The 19335-nt window shown below is 60.7% G+C and carries 16 protein-coding genes; 14 read left to right on the top strand and 2 right to left on the bottom strand.

Features of this window, described 5'->3' with window-relative positions; genetic code table 11:
- From NX774_RS05800 to NX774_RS05750, 11 genes are all read left to right on the top strand, one after another.
- Positions 1-1347, top strand: a complete 1347-nt coding sequence (locus NX774_RS05800) for a hypothetical protein (protein WP_258821203.1) — start codon at positions 1-3, stop codon at positions 1345-1347.
- On the top strand, positions 1344-2495 hold the full coding sequence (locus tag NX774_RS05795; protein WP_258821202.1) for a hypothetical protein: 1152 nt from the start codon (positions 1344-1346) through the stop codon (positions 2493-2495). The genes NX774_RS05800 and NX774_RS05795 overlap by 4 nt, the downstream gene beginning before the upstream one ends.
- A 160-nt stretch (positions 2496-2655) precedes the next feature.
- The gene (locus NX774_RS05790; RefSeq protein ID WP_258821450.1) at positions 2656-3807 is read left to right on the top strand and encodes an N-acetyl sugar amidotransferase; all 1152 of its coding nucleotides are present in this window, start codon (positions 2656-2658) and stop codon (positions 3805-3807) included.
- Positions 3804-4418, top strand: a complete 615-nt coding sequence (gene hisH, locus NX774_RS05785) for an imidazole glycerol phosphate synthase subunit HisH (RefSeq protein ID WP_258821201.1) — start codon at positions 3804-3806, stop codon at positions 4416-4418. Before NX774_RS05790 ends, hisH begins: the two co-directional genes overlap by 4 nt.
- Complete coding sequence (locus NX774_RS05780) at positions 4418-5200, top strand: AglZ/HisF2 family acetamidino modification protein (RefSeq protein WP_258821200.1); 783 nt, start codon at positions 4418-4420, stop codon at positions 5198-5200. Before hisH ends, NX774_RS05780 begins: the two co-directional genes overlap by 1 nt.
- Positions 5201-5236: 36 nt before the next feature.
- Positions 5237-6271, top strand: a complete 1035-nt coding sequence (locus tag NX774_RS05775) for a polysaccharide biosynthesis protein (protein ID WP_258821199.1) — start codon at positions 5237-5239, stop codon at positions 6269-6271.
- 3 nt (positions 6272-6274) lie between these two features.
- Positions 6275-7378 carry a UDP-2-acetamido-2,6-beta-L-arabino-hexul-4-ose reductase gene (gene wbjC, locus NX774_RS05770; RefSeq protein ID WP_258821198.1) on the top strand — a complete coding sequence of 368 codons (1104 nt, stop codon included), beginning with the start codon at positions 6275-6277 and terminating at the stop codon, positions 7376-7378.
- A gap of 2 nt (positions 7379-7380) precedes the next feature.
- Positions 7381-8511 carry a non-hydrolyzing UDP-N-acetylglucosamine 2-epimerase gene (gene wecB / locus NX774_RS05765; protein ID WP_258821197.1) on the top strand — a complete coding sequence of 377 codons (1131 nt, stop codon included), beginning with the start codon at positions 7381-7383 and terminating at the stop codon, positions 8509-8511.
- 14 nt (positions 8512-8525) lie between these two features.
- The gene (locus NX774_RS05760) at positions 8526-9812 is read left to right on the top strand and encodes a glycosyltransferase family 4 protein (protein ID WP_258821196.1); all 1287 of its coding nucleotides are present in this window, start codon (positions 8526-8528) and stop codon (positions 9810-9812) included.
- Entirely contained in the window at positions 9751-10224 is a 474-nt protein-coding gene (locus tag NX774_RS05755) for a WbuC family cupin fold metalloprotein (protein ID WP_258821195.1), read from the top strand. Before NX774_RS05760 ends, NX774_RS05755 begins: the two co-directional genes overlap by 62 nt.
- 282 nt (positions 10225-10506) lie before the next feature.
- Entirely contained in the window at positions 10507-11661 is a 1155-nt protein-coding gene (locus NX774_RS05750; RefSeq protein ID WP_258821194.1) for an MraY family glycosyltransferase, read from the top strand.
- Positions 11662-11726: 65 nt separating this feature from the next.
- Here NX774_RS05750 and NX774_RS05745 read toward each other — a convergent pair whose 3' ends face one another.
- Complete coding sequence (locus NX774_RS05745) at positions 11727-11861, bottom strand: hypothetical protein (protein ID WP_258821193.1); 135 nt, start codon at positions 11859-11861, stop codon at positions 11727-11729.
- Between the two features lie 332 nt (positions 11862-12193).
- Between NX774_RS05745 and NX774_RS05740 the strand changes: the two genes are divergently transcribed.
- Entirely contained in the window at positions 12194-15040 is a 2847-nt protein-coding gene (locus NX774_RS05740; protein WP_258821192.1) for a YjbH domain-containing protein, read from the top strand.
- 40 nt (positions 15041-15080) lie between these two features.
- On the opposite strand, the gene NX774_RS05735 is transcribed toward NX774_RS05740, so the two are convergent.
- Complete coding sequence (locus tag NX774_RS05735; protein WP_258821191.1) at positions 15081-15584, bottom strand: hypothetical protein; 504 nt, start codon at positions 15582-15584, stop codon at positions 15081-15083.
- Positions 15585-15930: 346 nt separating this feature from the next.
- On the opposite strand from NX774_RS05735, the gene flhB reads away from it, so the two are divergent.
- Together flhB and flhA are read left to right on the top strand one after the other, a co-directional pair.
- Positions 15931-17106 carry a flagellar biosynthesis protein FlhB gene (gene flhB, locus NX774_RS05730; protein ID WP_258821190.1) on the top strand — a complete coding sequence of 392 codons (1176 nt, stop codon included), beginning with the start codon at positions 15931-15933 and terminating at the stop codon, positions 17104-17106.
- Complete coding sequence (gene flhA, locus NX774_RS05725) at positions 17103-19208, top strand: flagellar biosynthesis protein FlhA (RefSeq protein WP_258821189.1); 2106 nt, start codon at positions 17103-17105, stop codon at positions 19206-19208. The genes flhB and flhA overlap by 4 nt, the downstream gene beginning before the upstream one ends.
- The last annotated feature ends 127 nt before the right edge of the window (positions 19209-19335 follow it).

Genomic DNA, 19335 nt, shown 5'->3' with positions numbered 1-19335 from the left:
ATGAAACATGCACTGTATCTGCTGGCGCTGTGCGCTTTGAGCGCCCTGATGGCGGTCATGCCTTGGGGCAGCTTCTACCTGTCGCTGATCCTGGCGATGACTTACCTCTGCTACCGTCCGAACCGCGTGCTGCACCCGAACAACATGGTGTTCGCGTTCTATGGACTGTATGTCATCCTGTCGAGCTCCCTCAACCTGATACTCGAGCTCATCGATTGGGAATACGTGCTGCCCTGGGGCCAGCTTATCTTTTGGGACCGCCTTTCCAAGTACACGCTGTTCCAGGCTGAATTCACGTTCCTCGTGCTTTATTTTGCGTTCCACTTTTTTACGATGGAGCGCCAGGCCAAACCCGGCAACGACACACCGGTGCTGCACATGGAGGTGGATCAGCGGATCCTGGCAATCTTGTATGGCTGCACGGTGGCGCTGGCATTCACGTTCATCGAGGTGACCGCAGGTCTGTCCGCTTGGGTCGAGGAATACAGCTCGACCTATCTGACGATGCGCGAAGGTCATGGCCTGCTGAACGAAATCACGATCACGTTCGGCAATCTCACGGTCTTCCTTCTCGGGGTACAGACCTTCAACGCAAAGCGCAAAACCCCGTCGGTGATTGCCGCGCTGTTGTTGATGGTGCCGCTGTCGTTTATCGGCGGGGTCAAGAGCCGGTTCATCTTCCTGCTGATCATGTTTCTGTCGCCATACTTCATGCGCATGCGCTTCAACCTGAAGTACCTGGTGATCTTCACCGTTTCATTTTTCACCTTGCTCTACCTGGGAACACTCGTGCGCACTGAAGGCTTCTACGCCACCGCGCCATTTTTCCTCGAAATGATGATCGGTTATTTCAACGCGTTCCAGTTGCACGATGGCGTGGTGACGACGCGTGATCCGGCGTTGTTTACGACCTTGCTTCAAGTATTTACGAAGCCCCTGCAAATCCTCGGCTTCATCCATGACCCGGATGCCAATTTCGATATCAGCGTGATGCTGACAAAGGAGTTTTTCCCGGACCAGTGGTACCGCGAACACGCGACCCAGCAGTGGCCGCTCGATACCGAGCTTTACCTGAATTATTACGGTTTCTACCTGTCGTGGATCCCGCTCATCGCCTATGGGTACATGGTGTCGACCTTATATCGGGCCGCGGTCGTGCGTCGCAACCTGCGCCTGATGCCGATTTTCATCATGGAGTTCATCCGCATCTTCAGCACGATGCGTGGCGCGCTCATTCCGTGGGATACCTTCTTTTATGTCGCGCAATATATCGTGATCTATCTAAATTGCCGGTTGGCCCTCAAACGGGTCGATTTGTCGGCCGGCTCTTCCGGCATCCATCCATGAACACGCAACCGTCGCGACCACCGAACGTGCCGCTGTCACAGCGGCTTCTGCAGGCTCTGGAAAACGAGCGCTGCCTGGACTTGCGCTATTGCGAATTGCATCCGGAAGTGCGGGAAGAGGGCGGGCTGCCCAATTACAAGGTAATGAAGCAGGTCGCGCTCAAGCGCAAACTCGGTGGATTGTACGGCTTGGTGATCTGGGCGGCCCGCTTCGGCGTGCCCTTGAACTCGGCCCGGGAATGGATCTGCGCGCTCGTGGCGTCGCTATTCCGGTGGCGGCGCGCGAGCGCCGACGGCCACATCATATCGATGGCGCGCAATAACATCCAGCTCATCAAGAACGCATTGGCCAGCGATAAGACCAACACCGACTTCCATTTCGACGACGATTTGCTGAATCTGGGGCGGCTGGCGGCGGAGATCGGGCCGGCCGGCGTCATGCGTTGCATCGGCCAACATCTGGCGCTATTGGGAAGTATTCTCGGGCGTGACAAAGGCGAGCGTGTGGATTTGCTGCTGCATTCACGTGATGCATTCAGCCTGATCATGCTCGGCCAATACATCGACCAACATCCCGAGCATTTGTATGTCACGGAATGCCATTATCAACGCTGGTCGTACATGCTGGCCCAGAGCGCGCCGCGCTGGAAAATGGTCCAGCATGGTTTCATTGATCCGGGAATCCGCTTCAAGAATCAATGCGGTGCAGTCCCTGTCGTCTATGCCAGGGACCATTCATTTCACGGGCAATTCAGCCGCTACTATGCGGTCGGTCGCTTTCTGAACTTTACTGCGGTGGCCGGCCTCCACGAAAATCCGTTCGCCATGTCGGGACTGTTCCTCGCATCTTCCTTCCCCTCCATCGATGCGGAAATTGCGCTGATCAGGAAAATCAAGGCACGCAGCAGTGTGCCGATCATCCTCAAGATACACCCGTCCCACGCGTACGACGCCCGCAAGGATGAGCTGTTGGCGATGGCTGATTACGTCTGCAACGCGCACGAATACCCGGATTGCCGGATCTTTGTCAGTAATAACTCGTTTATGGAGTACGACTATCAATTCCTGGGCAAGAAAACCTTCGCCATTTCGCGATTCGAAAACGTGGACGCCGCGGCTGAGTCAATCATGGATAATTTGCAAACCTGATAACCAGCCTTGACAAGGAAACCTGACAGTGGCGCCGAGAAGACAACAGGGGCTGGCGGGGGCTGGAACCTGCTGAGATCGGGTATTTCCGCTATATAATGTACCGCTTGGCCTCCTGCACTCGGCCAACGGATTGAAGAAAGAATGTAGAAAACGGATCATGCAAGGACCTAACCAAAAAAGTCGCCCGTACGCGATCTGCAGCAACTGCATTATGGACACGAGCGACTCGAAGATCGTCTTTGATGAGCGCGGCTGGTGCGACTATTGCAACAACTACCACGCGAAAATCGTGCCCAACTGGCACCCTGATGAGCGTGGCGCCAAAGAGCTCGAGGCGATGGTCGCGCGCATCAAGCGAGACGGCGAGGGCCGCGCTCATGATTGCCTGATTGGCCTGAGCGGAGGCGTGGATAGCTCGTATGTCGCTTACCTGGCCAAGCAACACGGCCTGCGTCCGCTGCTGTTCCACGTCGACGCTGGCTGGAACTCGCAGCAGGCGGTCAACAACATCGAAAAGCTTGTCGACGGCCTGGGCTTCGACCTGCACACCGAGGTGATCAACTGGCGCGAAATGCAGGACCTCCAGCTGGCGTTCTTCAAGGCCGGCGTCCCGCATATCGATACGCCCCAGGACCACGCGTTTTTCGCCTCCCTGTACAACTTCGCGGCGAAGAACGGCTACAAGTACATCCTCACCGGCGCCAACTATTCCACCGAGTGCGTGCGCGAACCGCTTGAATGGCATTACCACGCGTCGGACCTGGTGCAGTTGAAGGACATTCACAGGCGCTTCGGCACACGTCCGCTCAAGACCTTTCCGCTGTGTGACATCCTGACTTTCAAGATCTACTACCGCTTCTTCAAGGGAGTGCAGGTGATGAAGCCGCTTAACTGCGTGCCCTTCATCAAGGAGAACGCGATGCAGGAGCTGGTCGACAAGTTCGGCTGGCAAAAGTACGCGCACAAGCACTATGAGTCGCGTTTCACCCGTTTCTACGAGGGCTACTGGCTCCCCACCAAATTCGGCTTCGACAAGCGTCGCGCGCACTTTTCAAGCCTGATCCTGACCGGCCAGATGACCCGCGAGGAGGCGCTCGAGAAAATCGCGAAGAAGGCCTACGACGAGGAGACCGTGGCGCAGGACTTTGAATATATCGCGACCAAGCTGGGACTCACGGTCGACGAGCTGAAGGCGCTGCTCGTCGCGCCCAATAAAAGCTACCGCGATTACAAGTCGAACATGCCGATCATCGAACTTGGCACCAAGGTATTGCGTGCGACCGGCGTGCAACTGGCATTGAACAGATGATTAAGATTGTCAATTACGGGCTGGGGAATATCAGCGCTTTCTTGAACATGTACAAGCGCATGAATATCCCGGCGGTGGCGGCCAGTACGGCCGCGGAGCTGGATGGCGCCACAAAGATCATCTTGCCCGGCGTCGGCGCGTTCGATCATGCGATGGAATTGCTGGATGCGTCGGGAATGCGGTCGACACTCGAACGGCTCGTGCGCGAGGAACAGATTCCGGTACTCGGTATTTGTGTGGGCATGCAAATCCTGGCCGACGGGAGCGACGAGGGCAACCTGGCGGGCCTCGGTTGGGTGCCGGGGCGGGTACGTGCTTTCACGGCAGAAGAAAAGTCAGCCGGACTGCCGACGCCACACATGGGCTGGAACGACGTCACGCCCCTGCGGCAAGGCGGCTTGTTCTCGGGGCTTGAGAACGACTCTCGCTTCTATTTCCTGCATTCGTATTTCTTCGAATGCAGTGCCGCCGAGTCGGTCATCGCCACAGCGCACTACGGCCTCGATTTCGCGTGCGCGGTCCAGGCCGGCAACATCTACGGCGTTCAGTGCCACCCGGAGAAGAGCCACCACGCCGGTGCCCAGCTTTTGAAAAATTTCGCGGAGTTGTAATGCTCAGACCCCGGATCATTCCCTGCCTGCTCGTTCATGACCATGGCTTGGTGAAGACGGTCTCGTTCAAGTCGCCCAAATATGTGGGCGATCCGATCAACGCGGTGAAGATCTTCAACGAGAAGGAAGCGGACGAGCTTATCGTGCTCGATATCGACGCTTCTGTCGAGAACGCGGAGCCCAATTACAAGCTGATCGCAGATCTGGCGGCGGAGTGCCGCATGCCATTGTGTTATGGCGGCGGCGTCCGGACTGTTGCACAGGCCAAACATATTATCAGTCTCGGCGTCGAAAAGGTTGCGATCAGCTCGGCTGCGGTGGAGAATCCCCAACTGGTCTCGCGAATCGCCGACGAAGTCGGCAGGCAGAGTGTTGTGGTGGTGCTCGATGTGAAAAAGCGCATGCTGAGCAAGGAGTACGACGTGTACACCCACAACGGCAAGAAAAATACCAAGTTGAACGCGGTGGAGTTCGCCAAGCTGGCGCAAGCCTCAGGGGCTGGCGAAATCGTCATCAATTCAATAGAGCAGGACGGCCAGATGAAGGGCTATGACCTGGCGCTCGCCGAGCGAATCCGGGCAGCGGTACAAATCCCGGTCACCTTCCTGGGCGGCGCGGGCTCGCTTGAGGATATCGAAAAGCTGATCGAGAAATGCGGCGTCGTCGGCGCCTCCGCCGGCAGCCTTTTCGTGTTCAAGGGCGCATACAAGGCAGTTCTCATCAATTATCCGAGCATTGGACAGCGCGATGAGCTGGTCGGCCGCGCACTACGGTGGTCCTGATACTGCCGTCTCTACCAAAAAGAAATAGGGCAATTTATGTTCGAAGGCAAAGTGCTTCTGATCACGGGCGGCACCGGTTCGTTCGGTAACGCGGTATTGCAGCGATTCCTGGATACAGGGATCGCCGAAATTCGCATCTTCAGCCGCGACGAAAAGAAGCAGGATGACATGCGCAAGCGGTACCAGAACTCGAAGCTGAAGTTCTACATTGGCGACGTGCGCGATTTTTCGAGTGTGCTCAATGCGACGCGCGGGGTCGACTACATCTTCCATGCCGCCGCGCTCAAGCAGGTTCCTTCCTGCGAGTTTCACCCGATGGAAGCGGTCAAGACCAACGTGATCGGGACCGACAACCTGCTGGAGGCGGCAATTCAGAACGGGGTTCGGCGCGTGGTGTGCCTGTCCACCGACAAGGCCGCCTACCCGATCAATGCGATGGGCATCTCGAAGGCCATGATGGAGAAGGTCATGGTGGCCAAGTCGCGGGGCCTGGACGATCGCAAGACCGTGATCTGCGGTACCCGCTACGGCAACGTCATGGCTTCGCGCGGCTCGGTGATCCCGTTGTTTGTCGAACAGGTATTGGCGGGCAAGCCTATTACCGTCACCGATCCGGCCATGACCCGCTTCATGATGACCCTGGAGGACGCCGTCGATCTGGTGCTGTACGCGTTCGAGCATGGCCGAAACGGCGACATGTTCGTGCAAAAGGCGCCCGCGGCCACCATCGAGACGTTGGTCGAGGCGCTGCTGTCGATCATGGAGAAGCCCCGGCACCTGGTCAACGTGATCGGCACCCGTCACGGGGAAAAACTCTATGAGACACTGCTCAGCCGCGAAGAAATGGCGGCGGCCGAGGACCTCGGCGGCTACTACCGTGTCCCGCCCGACCTGCGCGACCTGAACTACGGGAAGTTCGTCGAAGAAGGCGAGCAGAAGATCTCGCAGCTCGACGACTACAACTCGCACAATACCGAGCGGCTCGACAAGAACGGGATGAAGCGGCTGCTGATGAAGCTCGACTTCATTTGTGCGATCGCACGCGGCCAGGCACCGGTGCTCGACGCCTGACCGATGAAGGTGCTCGTTACCGGCGCCAACGGATTTATTGGCAAGAATTTGGTCGTGCACCTGCAGGAGCGTGCGCTTGAGGTGCTGCGCTACGTGCGCGGCGATACCGGCGCCGACCTCGTATCGCTGGTGCATCAAGCCGACTTCGTGTTCCACTTGGCCGGCGTCAACCGGCCACAGAACGAGGCGGAATTTGCTGAAGGGAACTGCGACCTGACGCGTACGCTGTGCAACGCGCTGCGCGAATCCGGCCGGGTGATCCCAGTCGTTTACGCGTCATCCATCCAGGCCGAACGGGACAATCCATATGGCGCCAGCAAGCGCGGTGCCGAGGATGCGCTGTGTGCGCTCGCCGCCAGCACGGGACAGGCCATCCACATTTACCGGCTGCCGAACGTCTTCGGCAAATGGTGCCGGCCGTATTACAACTCCGTGGTCGCAACCTTCTGCCACAACATCGTGCACGGCTTGCCGATCCAGGTCAATGAGCCCACCGCCGCGCTACGCCTGGCTTACATCGACGACGTGATTGCCGCTTTCCTGTCGCACTTGGACGAGAAGCGTCAGGGCGCCGTGTTTGAGCAGGTTGCGCCGGTCTACGAGACAACGGTTGGCCAACTGGCCGCCCAGCTCTACGCGTTCAAGCAGGGCCGCGAGGACATGATGACCGGGCCGGTCGGAACCGGTCTTGTGCGCGCGCTGTATTCGACCTACATCAGTTATTACGAGCCGGCGCAGTTTGCTTACCCGCTGGTGAAGCACGAGGACGCGCGCGGCGTGTTCGTCGAAATGCTCAAGACTGCCGATGCTGGCCAGTTTTCATATTTTACCGCCCACCCTGGCGTGACGCGCGGTGGACACTATCACCACACCAAGACCGAGAAGTTCCTGGTCATAAAAGGCAAGGCCCGTTTTCGTTTCCGGCACATCGATACCGGCGCCACCCACGAGTACTGCACGAGTGGTGCTGCGCCCGAAGTGGTCGAGACGATTCCTGGCTGGTCGCACGACATTACCAATATCGGCGACGACGAAATGGTGGTGATGTTGTGGGCGAACGAGGTGTTTGACCGCCAAAAGCCCGACACCGTGGCGTATAAGGTTTGAAGATGAAGAAACTGAAAGTGATGACCATTGTCGGCACGCGTCCGGAAATTATCCGCATGGCGCGTGTCATGGCGAAGCTGGATGAACACTGCGAGCAGGTGTTGGTCCACACTGGCCAGAACTACGACTACGAACTGAACGAGATTTTTTTCCAGGATCTCGAAGTCCGCAAGCCTGATCATTTCCTGAACGCTGCGGGAGGCAGCGCTGCCGAAACGATCGGCAAGATCATCATCGCGGTCGACGTGTTGCTCGAGCAGGTGAGGCCGGAAGCATTGCTGATCCTCGGCGACACCAACAGCTGTCTTGCCGCGATTCCGGCAAAGCGTCGCAAGATTCCGATCTTCCACATGGAAGCCGGCAACCGCTGTTTCGACCAGCGCGTGCCGGAAGAGACCAACCGCCGCATTGTCGATCACACCGCGGACATCAACCTCACATACAGCGCCATCGCGCGGGAATACCTGTTGCGCGAGGGCCTGCCTCCGGACCGGGTCATCAAGACCGGCAGCCCCATGTTCGAGGTGCTCAACTACTATCGCACCGGCATCGAGGCCTCCGATGTCCTGGCCCGCCTTGGACTTGAGGACGGTGCTTACTTTGTTGTGAGCGCGCACCGCGAAGAGAACATCGACTCGCCGGTCAATTTCGACAAGCTGGTATCCGTCTTGAACTTGGTGGCGGAGACCTACCAGCTTCCTGTGATCGTTTCCACCCACCCGCGCACGCAGAAAAAGGTCGATGCGTTGGGTGCGAAGTTCCACCCGTTGGTGCGGCTGCTCAAGCCGCTCGGCTTCAAGGATTACGTCAAGCTCCAGCTCCGTTCGCGTGCCGTGCTTTCCGACAGCGGCACGATCAATGAAGAGTCTTCCATTCTCAACTTCCCGGCGCTGAACCTGCGCGAGGCGCATGAGCGCCCCGAGGGCATGGAAGAGGCTGCTGTGATGATGGTTGGCCTCGAATCCGATCGCGTGCTCCAGGCGCTCGCGGTGCTCGAGGGCCAAGGGCGGGGGGAGGTGCGGACCTTGCGGCTTGTAGACGACTACAGCGTGCCCAATGTCGCCGACAAAGTCGTGCGCATCATCCACAGCTACACGGACTACGTGAACCGTGTCGTGTGGAAGAAATACTAGGAGGGAAGTGGCCGATGCGAATCGCCCTCATTGCGGATGCGTTCCCCCCGCTTCGCTCCTCCGGTGCCGTCCAGCTGCGCGACCTGTCGCGCGAGTTTGCGCGGCAGGGCCACGCGGTGACGGTACTGATTGCCTCACCGGAGCTGGGCCAGCCTTGGCATCTGGAGCAGTGGGACGGCATTCAGGTGTTGCGCCTGCGCACGCCGAAGACCAAGGATGTTAACTACGTGCGGCGTACGGTGGCGGAATTCTTCATGCCCTACGCCATGCTGCGCAATCTGCGCCGCAGCCCGCTCGCGCACGCAAGCTTTGACGGCGTTGTCTGGTATTCCCCGACGATCTTCCTGGGGCCGGTTGCCAGAGCCATCAAGGCCAGGAGTGCTTGCCCGAGCTACTTGATCATCCGCGATATTTTCCCCGAGTGGGCGGTGGACATGGGGCTGATGGGGCGGGGCTTGCCGTACCATTTTTTCAAGTCCGTCGCAAATCGCCAGTACCGCCTGGCCGACGTGATCGGCGTGCAGACACCTGGCAACCTGGCCTATTTCCAGGGACGCGCCGCGGCGCACGCGAACCTTGAAGTGCTGCACAACTGGCTGGCAGATACGCCGGACCGCGGCTGCAGCGTCTCGGTGCAGCGCTCGACGCTTTCGGGACGCAAAATCTTCGTTTATGCGGGCAATATGGGCATTGCGCAAGGCATGGGCATCTTGCTCGACCTGGCCGAGCGCCTGTTGCACCGCGCCGATGTGGGCTTCCTGTTCGTTGGGCGTGGCAGCGACGCCCGCCGCTTGCGCGACGATGCGGCCCGGCGCGGACTCGACAATGTGATCTTTTGCGACGAGATCGACCCCGACGAAATTCCCGGGCTGTATGCGCAGTGCCATGTTGGCCTTGTTGCGCTCGACCCGCGCCACAAAACTCACAATATCCCGGGTAAATTTTTGTCGTACATGCAGGCATCGCTGCCTGTGCTGGCCAACATCAATGCCGGTAACGACCTCGTTGGCCTGATCCAGGAAATGCGGGTAGGCCGCGTATGTACCGATAACTGCGCCGACGTGCTCGCGGCCCAGGCCGCGGAATTGCTGGCCGACCTGGAACGGGACCGTGAGGTAGCGGCGCGCTGCAAAGCGCTGGCGAAACAGATGTTTTCGCCGGCGGCCGCGGTATCCCAAATCAGTCAGGCTTTGGAATATGAACGTCAGGGTAATTTCAAACGAAATTTTGGACGAGTTGGTGCGCGCAGCGAGCCGGTCGGAGCGGACGAGGCAACACCTCAATATTCATCAGAGCTTTGAGGAACCTTGCCAGCGCCTGCTGAATGCAATTTGCCCTGACAGCTATATCCGGCCGCACAGGCATGCGCTTGACCCCAAAACGGAAACCTTATTCGCCGTGCGCGGCACGTTCGCCCTGATCCTCTTCGAGGACAGCGGCGCACCGCGCGAAGTGATCGGCTTTGGCGCCGGCGGGCGCGACGCGTCAATGAATGCGGGGGTGGAGCTTGCGCCGGGCGCCTGGCATACGGTGCTGGCGTTGACGGACGGGGCCGTGCTACTGGAGGTAAAAGCCGGCCCATTCGTCGCTACCGCCGCCAAGGAATTCGCACCCTGGGCTCCTGGAGAAAACGGCCCCGGGGTCGCCGAGTATATGAGAGTCCTGCGGAAATTGGCACTGGAGGCGCTGGATGACAGCGCAAGAATGACCTGAGTTAAGGAGCAGGGTTCCCGTCACCCCCCAGATGGGGTTATTTCGATACAGAACGAAAAATTGAGCCGCCGACATGCGTCCAGTTATCGTTCCTCACTTATAATGTACAGGTAAAACTTGCCAAATGGAAAGCCGGTAGTGTTAGCGCCCTTTTGGCTTGCCGTCTCTTGCAAGATTTCAACCGACAAGCGAGAACATTCTCTGTTGCGCGGCTGTGGCCGGGTAATTCTGATGCCAGGTTGGCGCGAGCCGATATCGGTTGACTTTATCCAGGACTAATTCATGTTTTTCGAATATTTAATCAAGCTGGGTTTTGCGGCTATGGCTGCAAGCTTCTGCATGAGCATGCTTATCGTCGTTTCGGAGCGGTGGCATGGAAAACTATCGAACGACCATGATTTAAACGGCGTGCAAAAAGTGCATACGACGGCCGTGCCGAGGGTTGGCGGTGTGGCGGTGTTGGTCGGTATGGTGGCCGGCCTGTGGATCTTCGTCCAATTGTGGCCCCAGGCGTTAAACGCCGTAAGGATTTACCGGCTCGAGGCCCTGATCGTCGTTGGCGCCCCGGCTTTTGTCGCCGGAATTGTCGAGGATATCACCAAGAAGGTTTCGGTCAAGGTCAGGCTCGCGGCGACGATCCTGAGCGCGCTGCTCGCCAGCTTCGCCCTGGGCGCTACCGTGAATGAAGTGGACATCTGGGGCATCGACCTTTTGCTGTTGGTGACCCCGATCGCGGTATGCGTGACCGCATTGCTGGTGGCCGGCGGTGCGAATGCCATCAACATCATTGACGGCTTTAACGGGCTTTCGAGCAGCACCCTGATGCTGATCGCCGCCGGGCTGAGCTATGTCGCTTGGCAAAACGGAGACGGGTTCGTGACCTTGCTCGGCGCCCTTTGCATCGGCGCGACACTCGGTTTCTTCCTCTTCAATTACCCGTTCGGCAAGCTGTTCCTTGGCGATGGCGGCGCCTATTTCCTTGGCTTTTGGGTCGCTGAAATGGCAGTGTTGCTGCTGGTGCGGCGGCCGGAAGTGAATGCATGGCAGCTGCTGGGAATCTGCGGCTATCCGGTCATCGAGGTTATGTTCAGCATCTACAGGCGGAAATTCATCAAGAAGGTCAGCCCGGGTGCCGCGGACGCCTTGCATCTTCACACCCTTATCTACCGGCGCGTGGTTTTTCCCATGGTGGCCCGGAATCCGCAGCGCCCCTGGCAGCGTAACGCCGCGGTGGTGCTGTTTGTCGTGCCGGTGGTTGCATGCAGCATTTTTGCAAGCGCGGCCTTTGGCCACAATATCCTGGTTGCAGCGGCGCTGGTCGTGGCCCAATTCTGCATTTATGTCTTGGCCTACCGCCGTCTGGTGCACGGACGCTGGACGATTCCTGGTCTGTTTGCATTTGGCAACGCGGAGGAGTCTGCCCAGCAGCACTCATGATGTGCCGGCCGGGGCGCCGCTTGCGGAGCGTCGTGGAAGCTGCGAGCGGACGAGGGTGAACCGGTTCAGTTTGCGCGCGCCGCGCGCCACCAGTCTTCAAACCAGATGGTGAAGTGGAGAAGAAGACCGGCCGCAAACAGGTAATCGGCAGTCACGTCTACATCCAAAGCGGCGCCGACGATCCCCGCAATGATCAGCACTGTCCGTAGCGTTGGGATGCTCCTGTCCAGGCTGCTTATGCAGCTCAGTCCAGCCGAAGACGGCCGACCGGGCGTTGCGAATGCTTTTCTTAGCCTTTTGAGATTCATCTGCTTTTCCTAGCGTCGGAAAGTGAAGCGAGAAGTCTTTGAACAAAGTTTAGCACAAGAGCCATTCGGTCGTGACATTTGAAGAGAATTACCTTTAAGACATCCTCCAATTTGCAATAAGATTACAACAAACTCAAGAATAGTGGCGCTTAGCGCATAATATTTTGTTCTGAATCAAAGCTCTCGCTGAGACAGCGATCCGAATCGTTTCTACCCGATCAAAAGTGGCATTCAACCTCCCCTTCACAACCAGTTGCTGCGCTTGGATACTGCTTGGTGCGGCCAGTGCCGTTAATGCATTTGCCGCTGTACCCGGAGTACGAGGACAGTCCGGATATATCAACATGCCGAACGCCGGCGTGGAACCGGACGGCACCTTCAGCGCCGGCTATAGCTTCGACAACCCGTACGGCAGTTTTTGGGCCACCGCGACGATCCTTCCCTTTCTGCAGGTGACCGGCCGGTATGTGTCGATCAACGGCATCCCGGGCTTTTCGAACGTGCCGGGCGCGTACGGCAGCCAATATGGCCGATTCAAGGATAAGGTCGTCGATGCCAAACTTCAGGTGCTGCCGGAGTCAACCTGGCTACCGGGAGTCGCGGTCGGGGCCACCGACCTGTTCGGGACGGAGTTGTTCAAAGGCCGGTACCTTGTGGCGTCGAAAGCGTTCGGAGCAGCCCGCAACATCGAGGCAAGTTTTGGTATTGGCCAGAAACGGCCGACCGGTCCGTTTGCGGCGGCCCGCTGGGCGCCGCTTTCGGTGCCCGGTCTCGCACTGGTCGCGGAATACGATGCGACCGATTACAGCAAGGACTTCCGCGCCCAATACACCGCGGCAGGGCAGCGCCGCAAGGGCCCTGCAGTGGGCCTTGAATATCGCTGGGGATGGCTCGGTGCGCAAGTGGCACGCCATCGCGAGCATTTCAGCGCCAACCTCTGGCTGAGCATTCCTTTCTCGGAACGTGAGTTCATCCCCAAGTTCCAGGAACCAGCACCGTTCCAGTCCAAGGATGCGCCAGCACGCGTGTCAGCCCAGGAGTGGCAGCAAGACCGCCGTCATGCGGCGGGGCTGGTGCAGGCATTGGTGGTGCAGGACTTCAAGAATGTACGCGTCGATTACGACGGCGCCACCATGGTGATCGCGCTGACGAACAACCGCATTTCCAGCCTGGGCCGGGCGGTTGGGCGTGCCGCCCGTACTGCCCTGGCATTCGCCCCGGAAGGCACCCGCGCGATCCGGGTCATCTACACGCGTCAGGAGCAGCCGGTCGCCACCTATGAATTCGTGGATCTGCAGCGCCTCACCGACTACTTTACCGGGCTGGTTGACCGCGACACTTTCCTGCAAACGGTCGACGTGCGTTACGCCGGACCAGGGGACGTCGTATCGGGCGACAGTGACGGGATGCTGTCAGCCATCAGGGACGACGCTCAACTGGGCGTGCAGGTGAACCACGAAGGCGATTTCGTCAAGGTGGCCTCTGAAGACAGGGAGACGAACCGCTTCAAACTGGTACCGAAGCTTTCGTTTTTCTTCAACGACCCGAGCGGCGCGCTGCGTTACGAATTGTGGGCGGCGGCGAACTATGATCGCCGGCTTGCACAGGGGCTGTACCTGAACAGTGACCTGAAGGCGACAGTGCTGGAAACCGTCTCAGGGGTGACGCAGTCGTCAAACAGCTTGCTGCCCCATGTACGCACCGACATCGCCGAGTACAAGCGCGCAGGGCGCGTCAAGCTCAATCGGCTGATGCTCAACCAGTACATGACGCCGTCGGAACGCGTCTACTTGCGCGCGTCGGCCGGCCTGTATGAAGAGATGTTCCGCGGCGTCGGCGGCCAGGCCCTGTACCTGCCGAAAGACAGCCGCTGGGCGGCCGATGTGTCGGTGGACGCGCTGCAGCAGCGCGGTTACAAAGGCTGGTTCGACAAGCGCGAATACAAGACGGTGACAGCGCTGGGCGCCATGCACTATCGCCTGCCGTACGACATCACCGTGACCGCGCGTGCCGGGCGCTTCCTGGCCAAGGATGAAGGCGTGCGCCTCGAATTCAAGCGCCGCCTTGCTTCTGGAGTTGAGATCGGCGCGTGGTACACCCGGACAAACGGCAACGACATCACCAGCCCCGGCACCCCGGCCAGCCCTTACCACGATAAGGGGCTTTTCATGTCGGTGCCCCTGAACATCATGCTCACCAAGGACTCGCAAGCCACTGCAGGGATGGCACTCGCGCCGTGGACGCGCGACGTTGGCCAGATGGTAATGAGCCCGGGTGACCTCTACGAGATGGTCGAGCAGCCCCGCCGCGACATGACGACTTATGATGGCCTGGGTAACTTCGCCGAGCGCGCAGACGAACAGCGCCTGCCGGCGGTGAACCCGCCAGTACGTGGCCTGCCGAATCCCTGGCAAGCATTCCGTTGGCGCGTTGAGCAATCGGTCTCCACCACACCCAGTTTGCCGGAGTGGGCCGATGGCGCAGTCGTCGCCGGCGCGGCGCTCGCGGCCGGAGCGCTGCTGGACAAGCCGGTCGACCGGTTCCTGCAGCGCCATGGCAGTTCGAGCGCCTTGCGCGCTTGGGGTAACGTTGGCAAGGCGATGCCGGTGGTGATGACTGGCGCAGCGGGGGCCGCTGTGTTGTTTGGCGACGCACGCGCACAGAACATCGGCCTGATCTCGCTGCAGTCCGTAGCCGGCGCCGCTGCGCTCTCAATCGCCGCCAAAAACATGGTTGGCCGCACCCGGCCGTATGAAGCAGACTCCTGCCTCTGTTCGGCGAAGCGCTCCGATTCCTCCTTCCCGTCGAACCACAGTGCAGTTGCGTTCGCCGCAGTGACGCCCTTCGCCAAAGAGTATGACGCTCCTTGGCTTTATGGCCTGGCCAGCGTCAGCGCGATGGGACGTGTCGCTTCGCGCCAGCACTGGGTGTCTGACGTAGTGGGTGGCAGCGTGATTGGTTACGCGGTCGGCAACTGGCTCTGGCGAGCGCAGCGAGACGACACTAAGTCGCAACTTGTGATTGCACCCGGAGCGCGCGAGCTGAGCGTTGCGTGGAGCGGGAGTTACTAGGTGACGCTGGTGAGTTATTCTCTGGAGCGATGCTGCTAGCTCAGCATGGGTTCCGGCATTCGCCGGAACGACGGTTCATGTTTTCTTTTTCTTGAACCGGAAATGCGCTGCTACGAAGAATTAACGCAAAGCCAAAAAAAATCGGCCGCAAGTGCGGCCGATTTTCTTTTTGCGACGGTGCAAGTGCACCGTTGGCAAGATTAGTGGTGAGTCGTGGTGCTGTTGCCGTTGTTGCTTGCAGCAACAGCAGCCGCAGCGACGCCAGCACCGATCGCAGCGACGGTGCCAACCGACAGGCCGGCGATGGCGGTCGTGGCAGCGAAGCCGGTACCAGCGGCAGCGACACCAGCGGCGGCACCAGCGGCACCAGCGGCACCAGCGGCGGCGCCAGCTGCACCGACAGCACCAGCGGTACCAGCAGCACCAGCGGTGCCAGCAGCGGCGCCGGCGGCACCGCCACCAGCGGTACCGACTGCGGCACCAGTCTGGCCGGCGGCAGCACCAGACAGGCCGGCGGGAGCGCCAGCCTGGCCGGCGGCAACACCAGCCTGAGCTTGTGCCAGAGCTTGCACCGAGACCATGCTCAGCAGAGCGGTCATGACGATCAGTTTTTTCATCGGGGATCCCTTTAATTCATTCTGAATGAGTTACCTGGTTAATACTGCAGGGCAATTCGATTATAGCAACGAACAGTTGCACAAATTCATAAAATTCAACAACAAGCAGTAAAAAGGTAGCGACTCGGACACAATCACCCCCGCCTGAGGGGGAAAAGCGCGGCCTTTGTCGGGCTATTTCAGGAATAGACAGGGGGAAACCTCGGGGATAATGCCATCTTCGAGCAGTGTCTGGACGCGTGGCGCACCAGGCACCGCGAACAGGAGCACCGAATGGCAGAAGACAGCGACGCGGAACGGACAGAACCCGCGTCAGCCAGGCGATTGGAGCAGGCGCGCGAAGAAGGCGACGTGCCCCGATCGCGGGAACTGGCAACCTTTGGAGTCTTGATGACGGCCGGCGCCGGTCTTTGGCTGACCGGCGGCAGCCTTGCGCGCCAGCTCGCCGCGGTGCTGCAGTCCGGCCTGTCGCTCGACCGCGAGCAGGTGTACAACCCCGACGTGCTGCTGCACCGCGTGTTCACCGACATCGGCACCGTGATGCTGGCCTGCCTGCCGCTGGCGGTGGCGATCATGGTGGTGGCGCTGGCTTCGCCGCTCTTGATCGGCGGCTGGCTGTTCACCGCCAAGGCTTTCATGCCGAACTTCGGCAAGCTCAACCCCATGCGCGGGTTGGGCAACATGTTTTCGACCAATGCGCTGGTCGAGCTGCTCAAGGCACTTGCCAAGACCGTGGTGGTGGCCTGCGTGGCGTGGGTGGTGGTGATGAGCCAGAAGGAGGCCGTGATGGGCCTTGCCCTGGAGCCCCTGCACTCGGGCAGCACGCACCTGGTGCACCTGGTCGGCGTGGCTTTCCTGTTCATGGTGGGCGCGCTCGGCCTGATCGCGGCGCTCGACGGGCCGTACCAGGTCTGGCACTACGCCAACAAGCTCAAGATGACGCGCCAGGAAGTGATCCAGGAATCGAAGGAATCCGAAGGTAACCCGCAGATCAAGGGCAAGATCCGCCAGCTGCAGCGCGAGATGGCCAAGCGCCGCATGATGTCGAACGTGCCGACGGCCGACGTGGTGGTCACCAACCCGACCCATTACGCGGTCGCCCTGAAGTACGCCGAAGGCCAGCGTGGCGCGCCGCGCGTGGTGGCCAAGGGCGTGGACGAGGTGGCGGCCAAAATCCGCGAGATCGCGCAGGAAAACAAGGTGGCGCTGCTGGAAGCGCCGCCGCTGGCGCGTGCGCTGTACAAGCACGTCGAGCTGGAAGAGGAGATTCCCGAGGCGCTGTACTCGGCGGTGGCCGAGGTGCTGGCCTACGTGTTCCAGCTGCGCACCTACAGCGCGCATGGCGGCCGCCATCCGGACCGCCCGACCAAACTGGCGGTGCCGCCCGAAATGGACCCGCTCGACCCGGCGGCGCAGCAGCCCGGCGCACCAAACGGAGCTGACCAATGAAACTGCCACCCTGGCTGAAGGGCCTGGCCAACCGCGGCAACAGCGCGCTGGCCGCGCCGATCCTCATCATCCTGCTGCTGGCGATGATGATTTTGCCGCTGCCGGCCTTCATGCTCGATGTGTTCTTCAGCTTTAACATCGCGCTGTCGGTGATCGTGCTGCTCACCAGCCTGTACACCGTCAAGCCGCTCGACTTCATGGCGTTCCCGGCGATCCTGCTGGTGTCCACCATGCTGCGCCTGTCGCTGAACGTCGCGTCCACGCGCGTGGTGCTCACCCAGGGCCACACCGGCGGCGCGGCTGCCGGCAAGGTGATCGAGGCGTTCGGCCACTTCCTCATCGGCGGCAACTACACCGTCGGTATCGTGGTGTTCGTGATCCTCACCATCATCAACTTCACCGTCGTGACCAAGGGCGCGGGCCGTATCGCCGAGGTGGGGGCGCGCTTCGCCCTGGATGCGATGCCGGGCAAGCAGATGGCGATCGACGCCGACCTGAACGCGGGCCTGATCGGCGAACAGGAAGCGCGCCGGCGCCGCTCGGAAGTGGCGCAGGAAGCCGAGTTCTACGGCGCGATGGACGGTGCATCGAAATACGTGCGCGGCGACGCCGTGGCCGGCATCATGGTCACCCTGATCAACGTGATCGGCGGCCTGATCGTCGGCATGGTCCAGCACGACATGGCGTTCGGCGACGCGATCAAGAACTACACCCTGCTGGCGATCGGCGACGGCCTGGTCGCGCAGATCCCGTCCCTGATCATCTCGGTCGCGGCCGGTATGGTGGTGTCGCGCGTGGCCAGCGACGAGGATATCGGCAAGCAGCTGGTCACGCAGCTGTTCGCCAAGCCCGAGGTGCTGTACATCACCGGCGGCATCCTGGGCGGCATGGGCCTGATCCCGGGCATGCCGAACCTGGTGTTCCTGTTGCTGGGCAGCCTGCTGGGCGGCGCCGCTTACCTGTTGGAGAAGCGGGGGCCCAAGCTGAAGGCCGAACAGGAGGCGGCGGCTGCCGCGGCAGCGGCCACCCAGGCCGCCGCCGCAGCGCCGGCCGAAAACGAGGAGGCGAGCTGGCAGGACGTGCTGCAGGTGGACACGCTCGGCCTGGAGGTGGGCTACCGCCTGATCCCGCTGGTGGACCGCACCCAAAGCGGCGAGCTGCTCAAGCGCATCAAGGGCATCCGCAAGAAGTTCGCGCAGGAAGTGGGCTTCCTCGCCCCGCCGGTGCACATCCGCGACAACCTGGAGCTGAAGCCGGTGGCCTACCGCATCACGCTCAAGGGCGTGGAGGTGGGCAGCGGCGAGGCGATCAACGGCCAGCTGCTGGCGATCAACCCCGGCATGGCCAGCGGCGTGCTGCCCGGCACCCCGACCACCGACCCCGCCTTCGGCCTGCCGGCCACCTGGATCGACGCCGGCCTGCGCGACCAGGCGCAGGGCATGGGCTACACGGTGGTGGACGCCGGCACCGTGATCGCGACCCACCTGAACCACATCATCAATTCCCACGCTTCCGAGCTGCTGGGGCGCATGGAAGTGCAGGCGCTCATTGACCACATGGCCAAGGACGTACCCAAGCTGGTGGAAGACCTGGTGCCGAAGGTGGTGGCGCTGTCCACGCTGCAGAAGGTGCTGCAGAACCTGCTGGCCGAAGGGGTGCACATCCGCGACATGCGCACCATCATCGAGACGGTTTCCGAGCACGCGCCGGTCACGCAGGATCCGACCGAGCTGACCTCGCTGGTGCGCGTGGCGCTGGGCCGCGCCATCGTGCAGCAGCTGTTCCCGGGGACGAACGAGCTGTCCGTCATGACCCTGGACAACCGCCTGGAGCGGCTGCTGATGCAGGCGCTGGGCACCGGCAACGACGGCGTCGGCATCGAGCCGGGCCTGGCCGACACCATCGCCCAGCAGGCCGCCAACGCCGCCGCGCAGCAGGAGGCGATGGGACTCACGCCGGTGCTGCTGGTGCCGGGGCCGCTGCGCACGCTGCTGTCGCGCTTCCTGCGGCGCGCGCTGCCGCAGCTGAAGGTGCTGTCGCATTCCGAAATCCCGGAGAGCAAGACCATTCGCGTGACCAGCCTGGTTGGCGCGCCGATGTAAGCATGTGGCGGCCGAACGCGTGGGCAGGAGACCTGCCCACCCTACGGGCGCCGCAGCGTTTCGTGTAGGGTGGCCACTTGTGCCCACGCGTTTTTCACGCGGCGAGTGCAGCGGCGTGGGCGCGAGA

Source organism: Massilia agilis (assembly GCF_024756255.1).
Lineage (GTDB): Bacteria > Pseudomonadota > Gammaproteobacteria > Burkholderiales > Burkholderiaceae_D > Telluria > Telluria agilis.
Note: the sequence above shows the minus strand (reverse complement) of the source record. Positions and strands in the feature narration are given on the sequence as shown.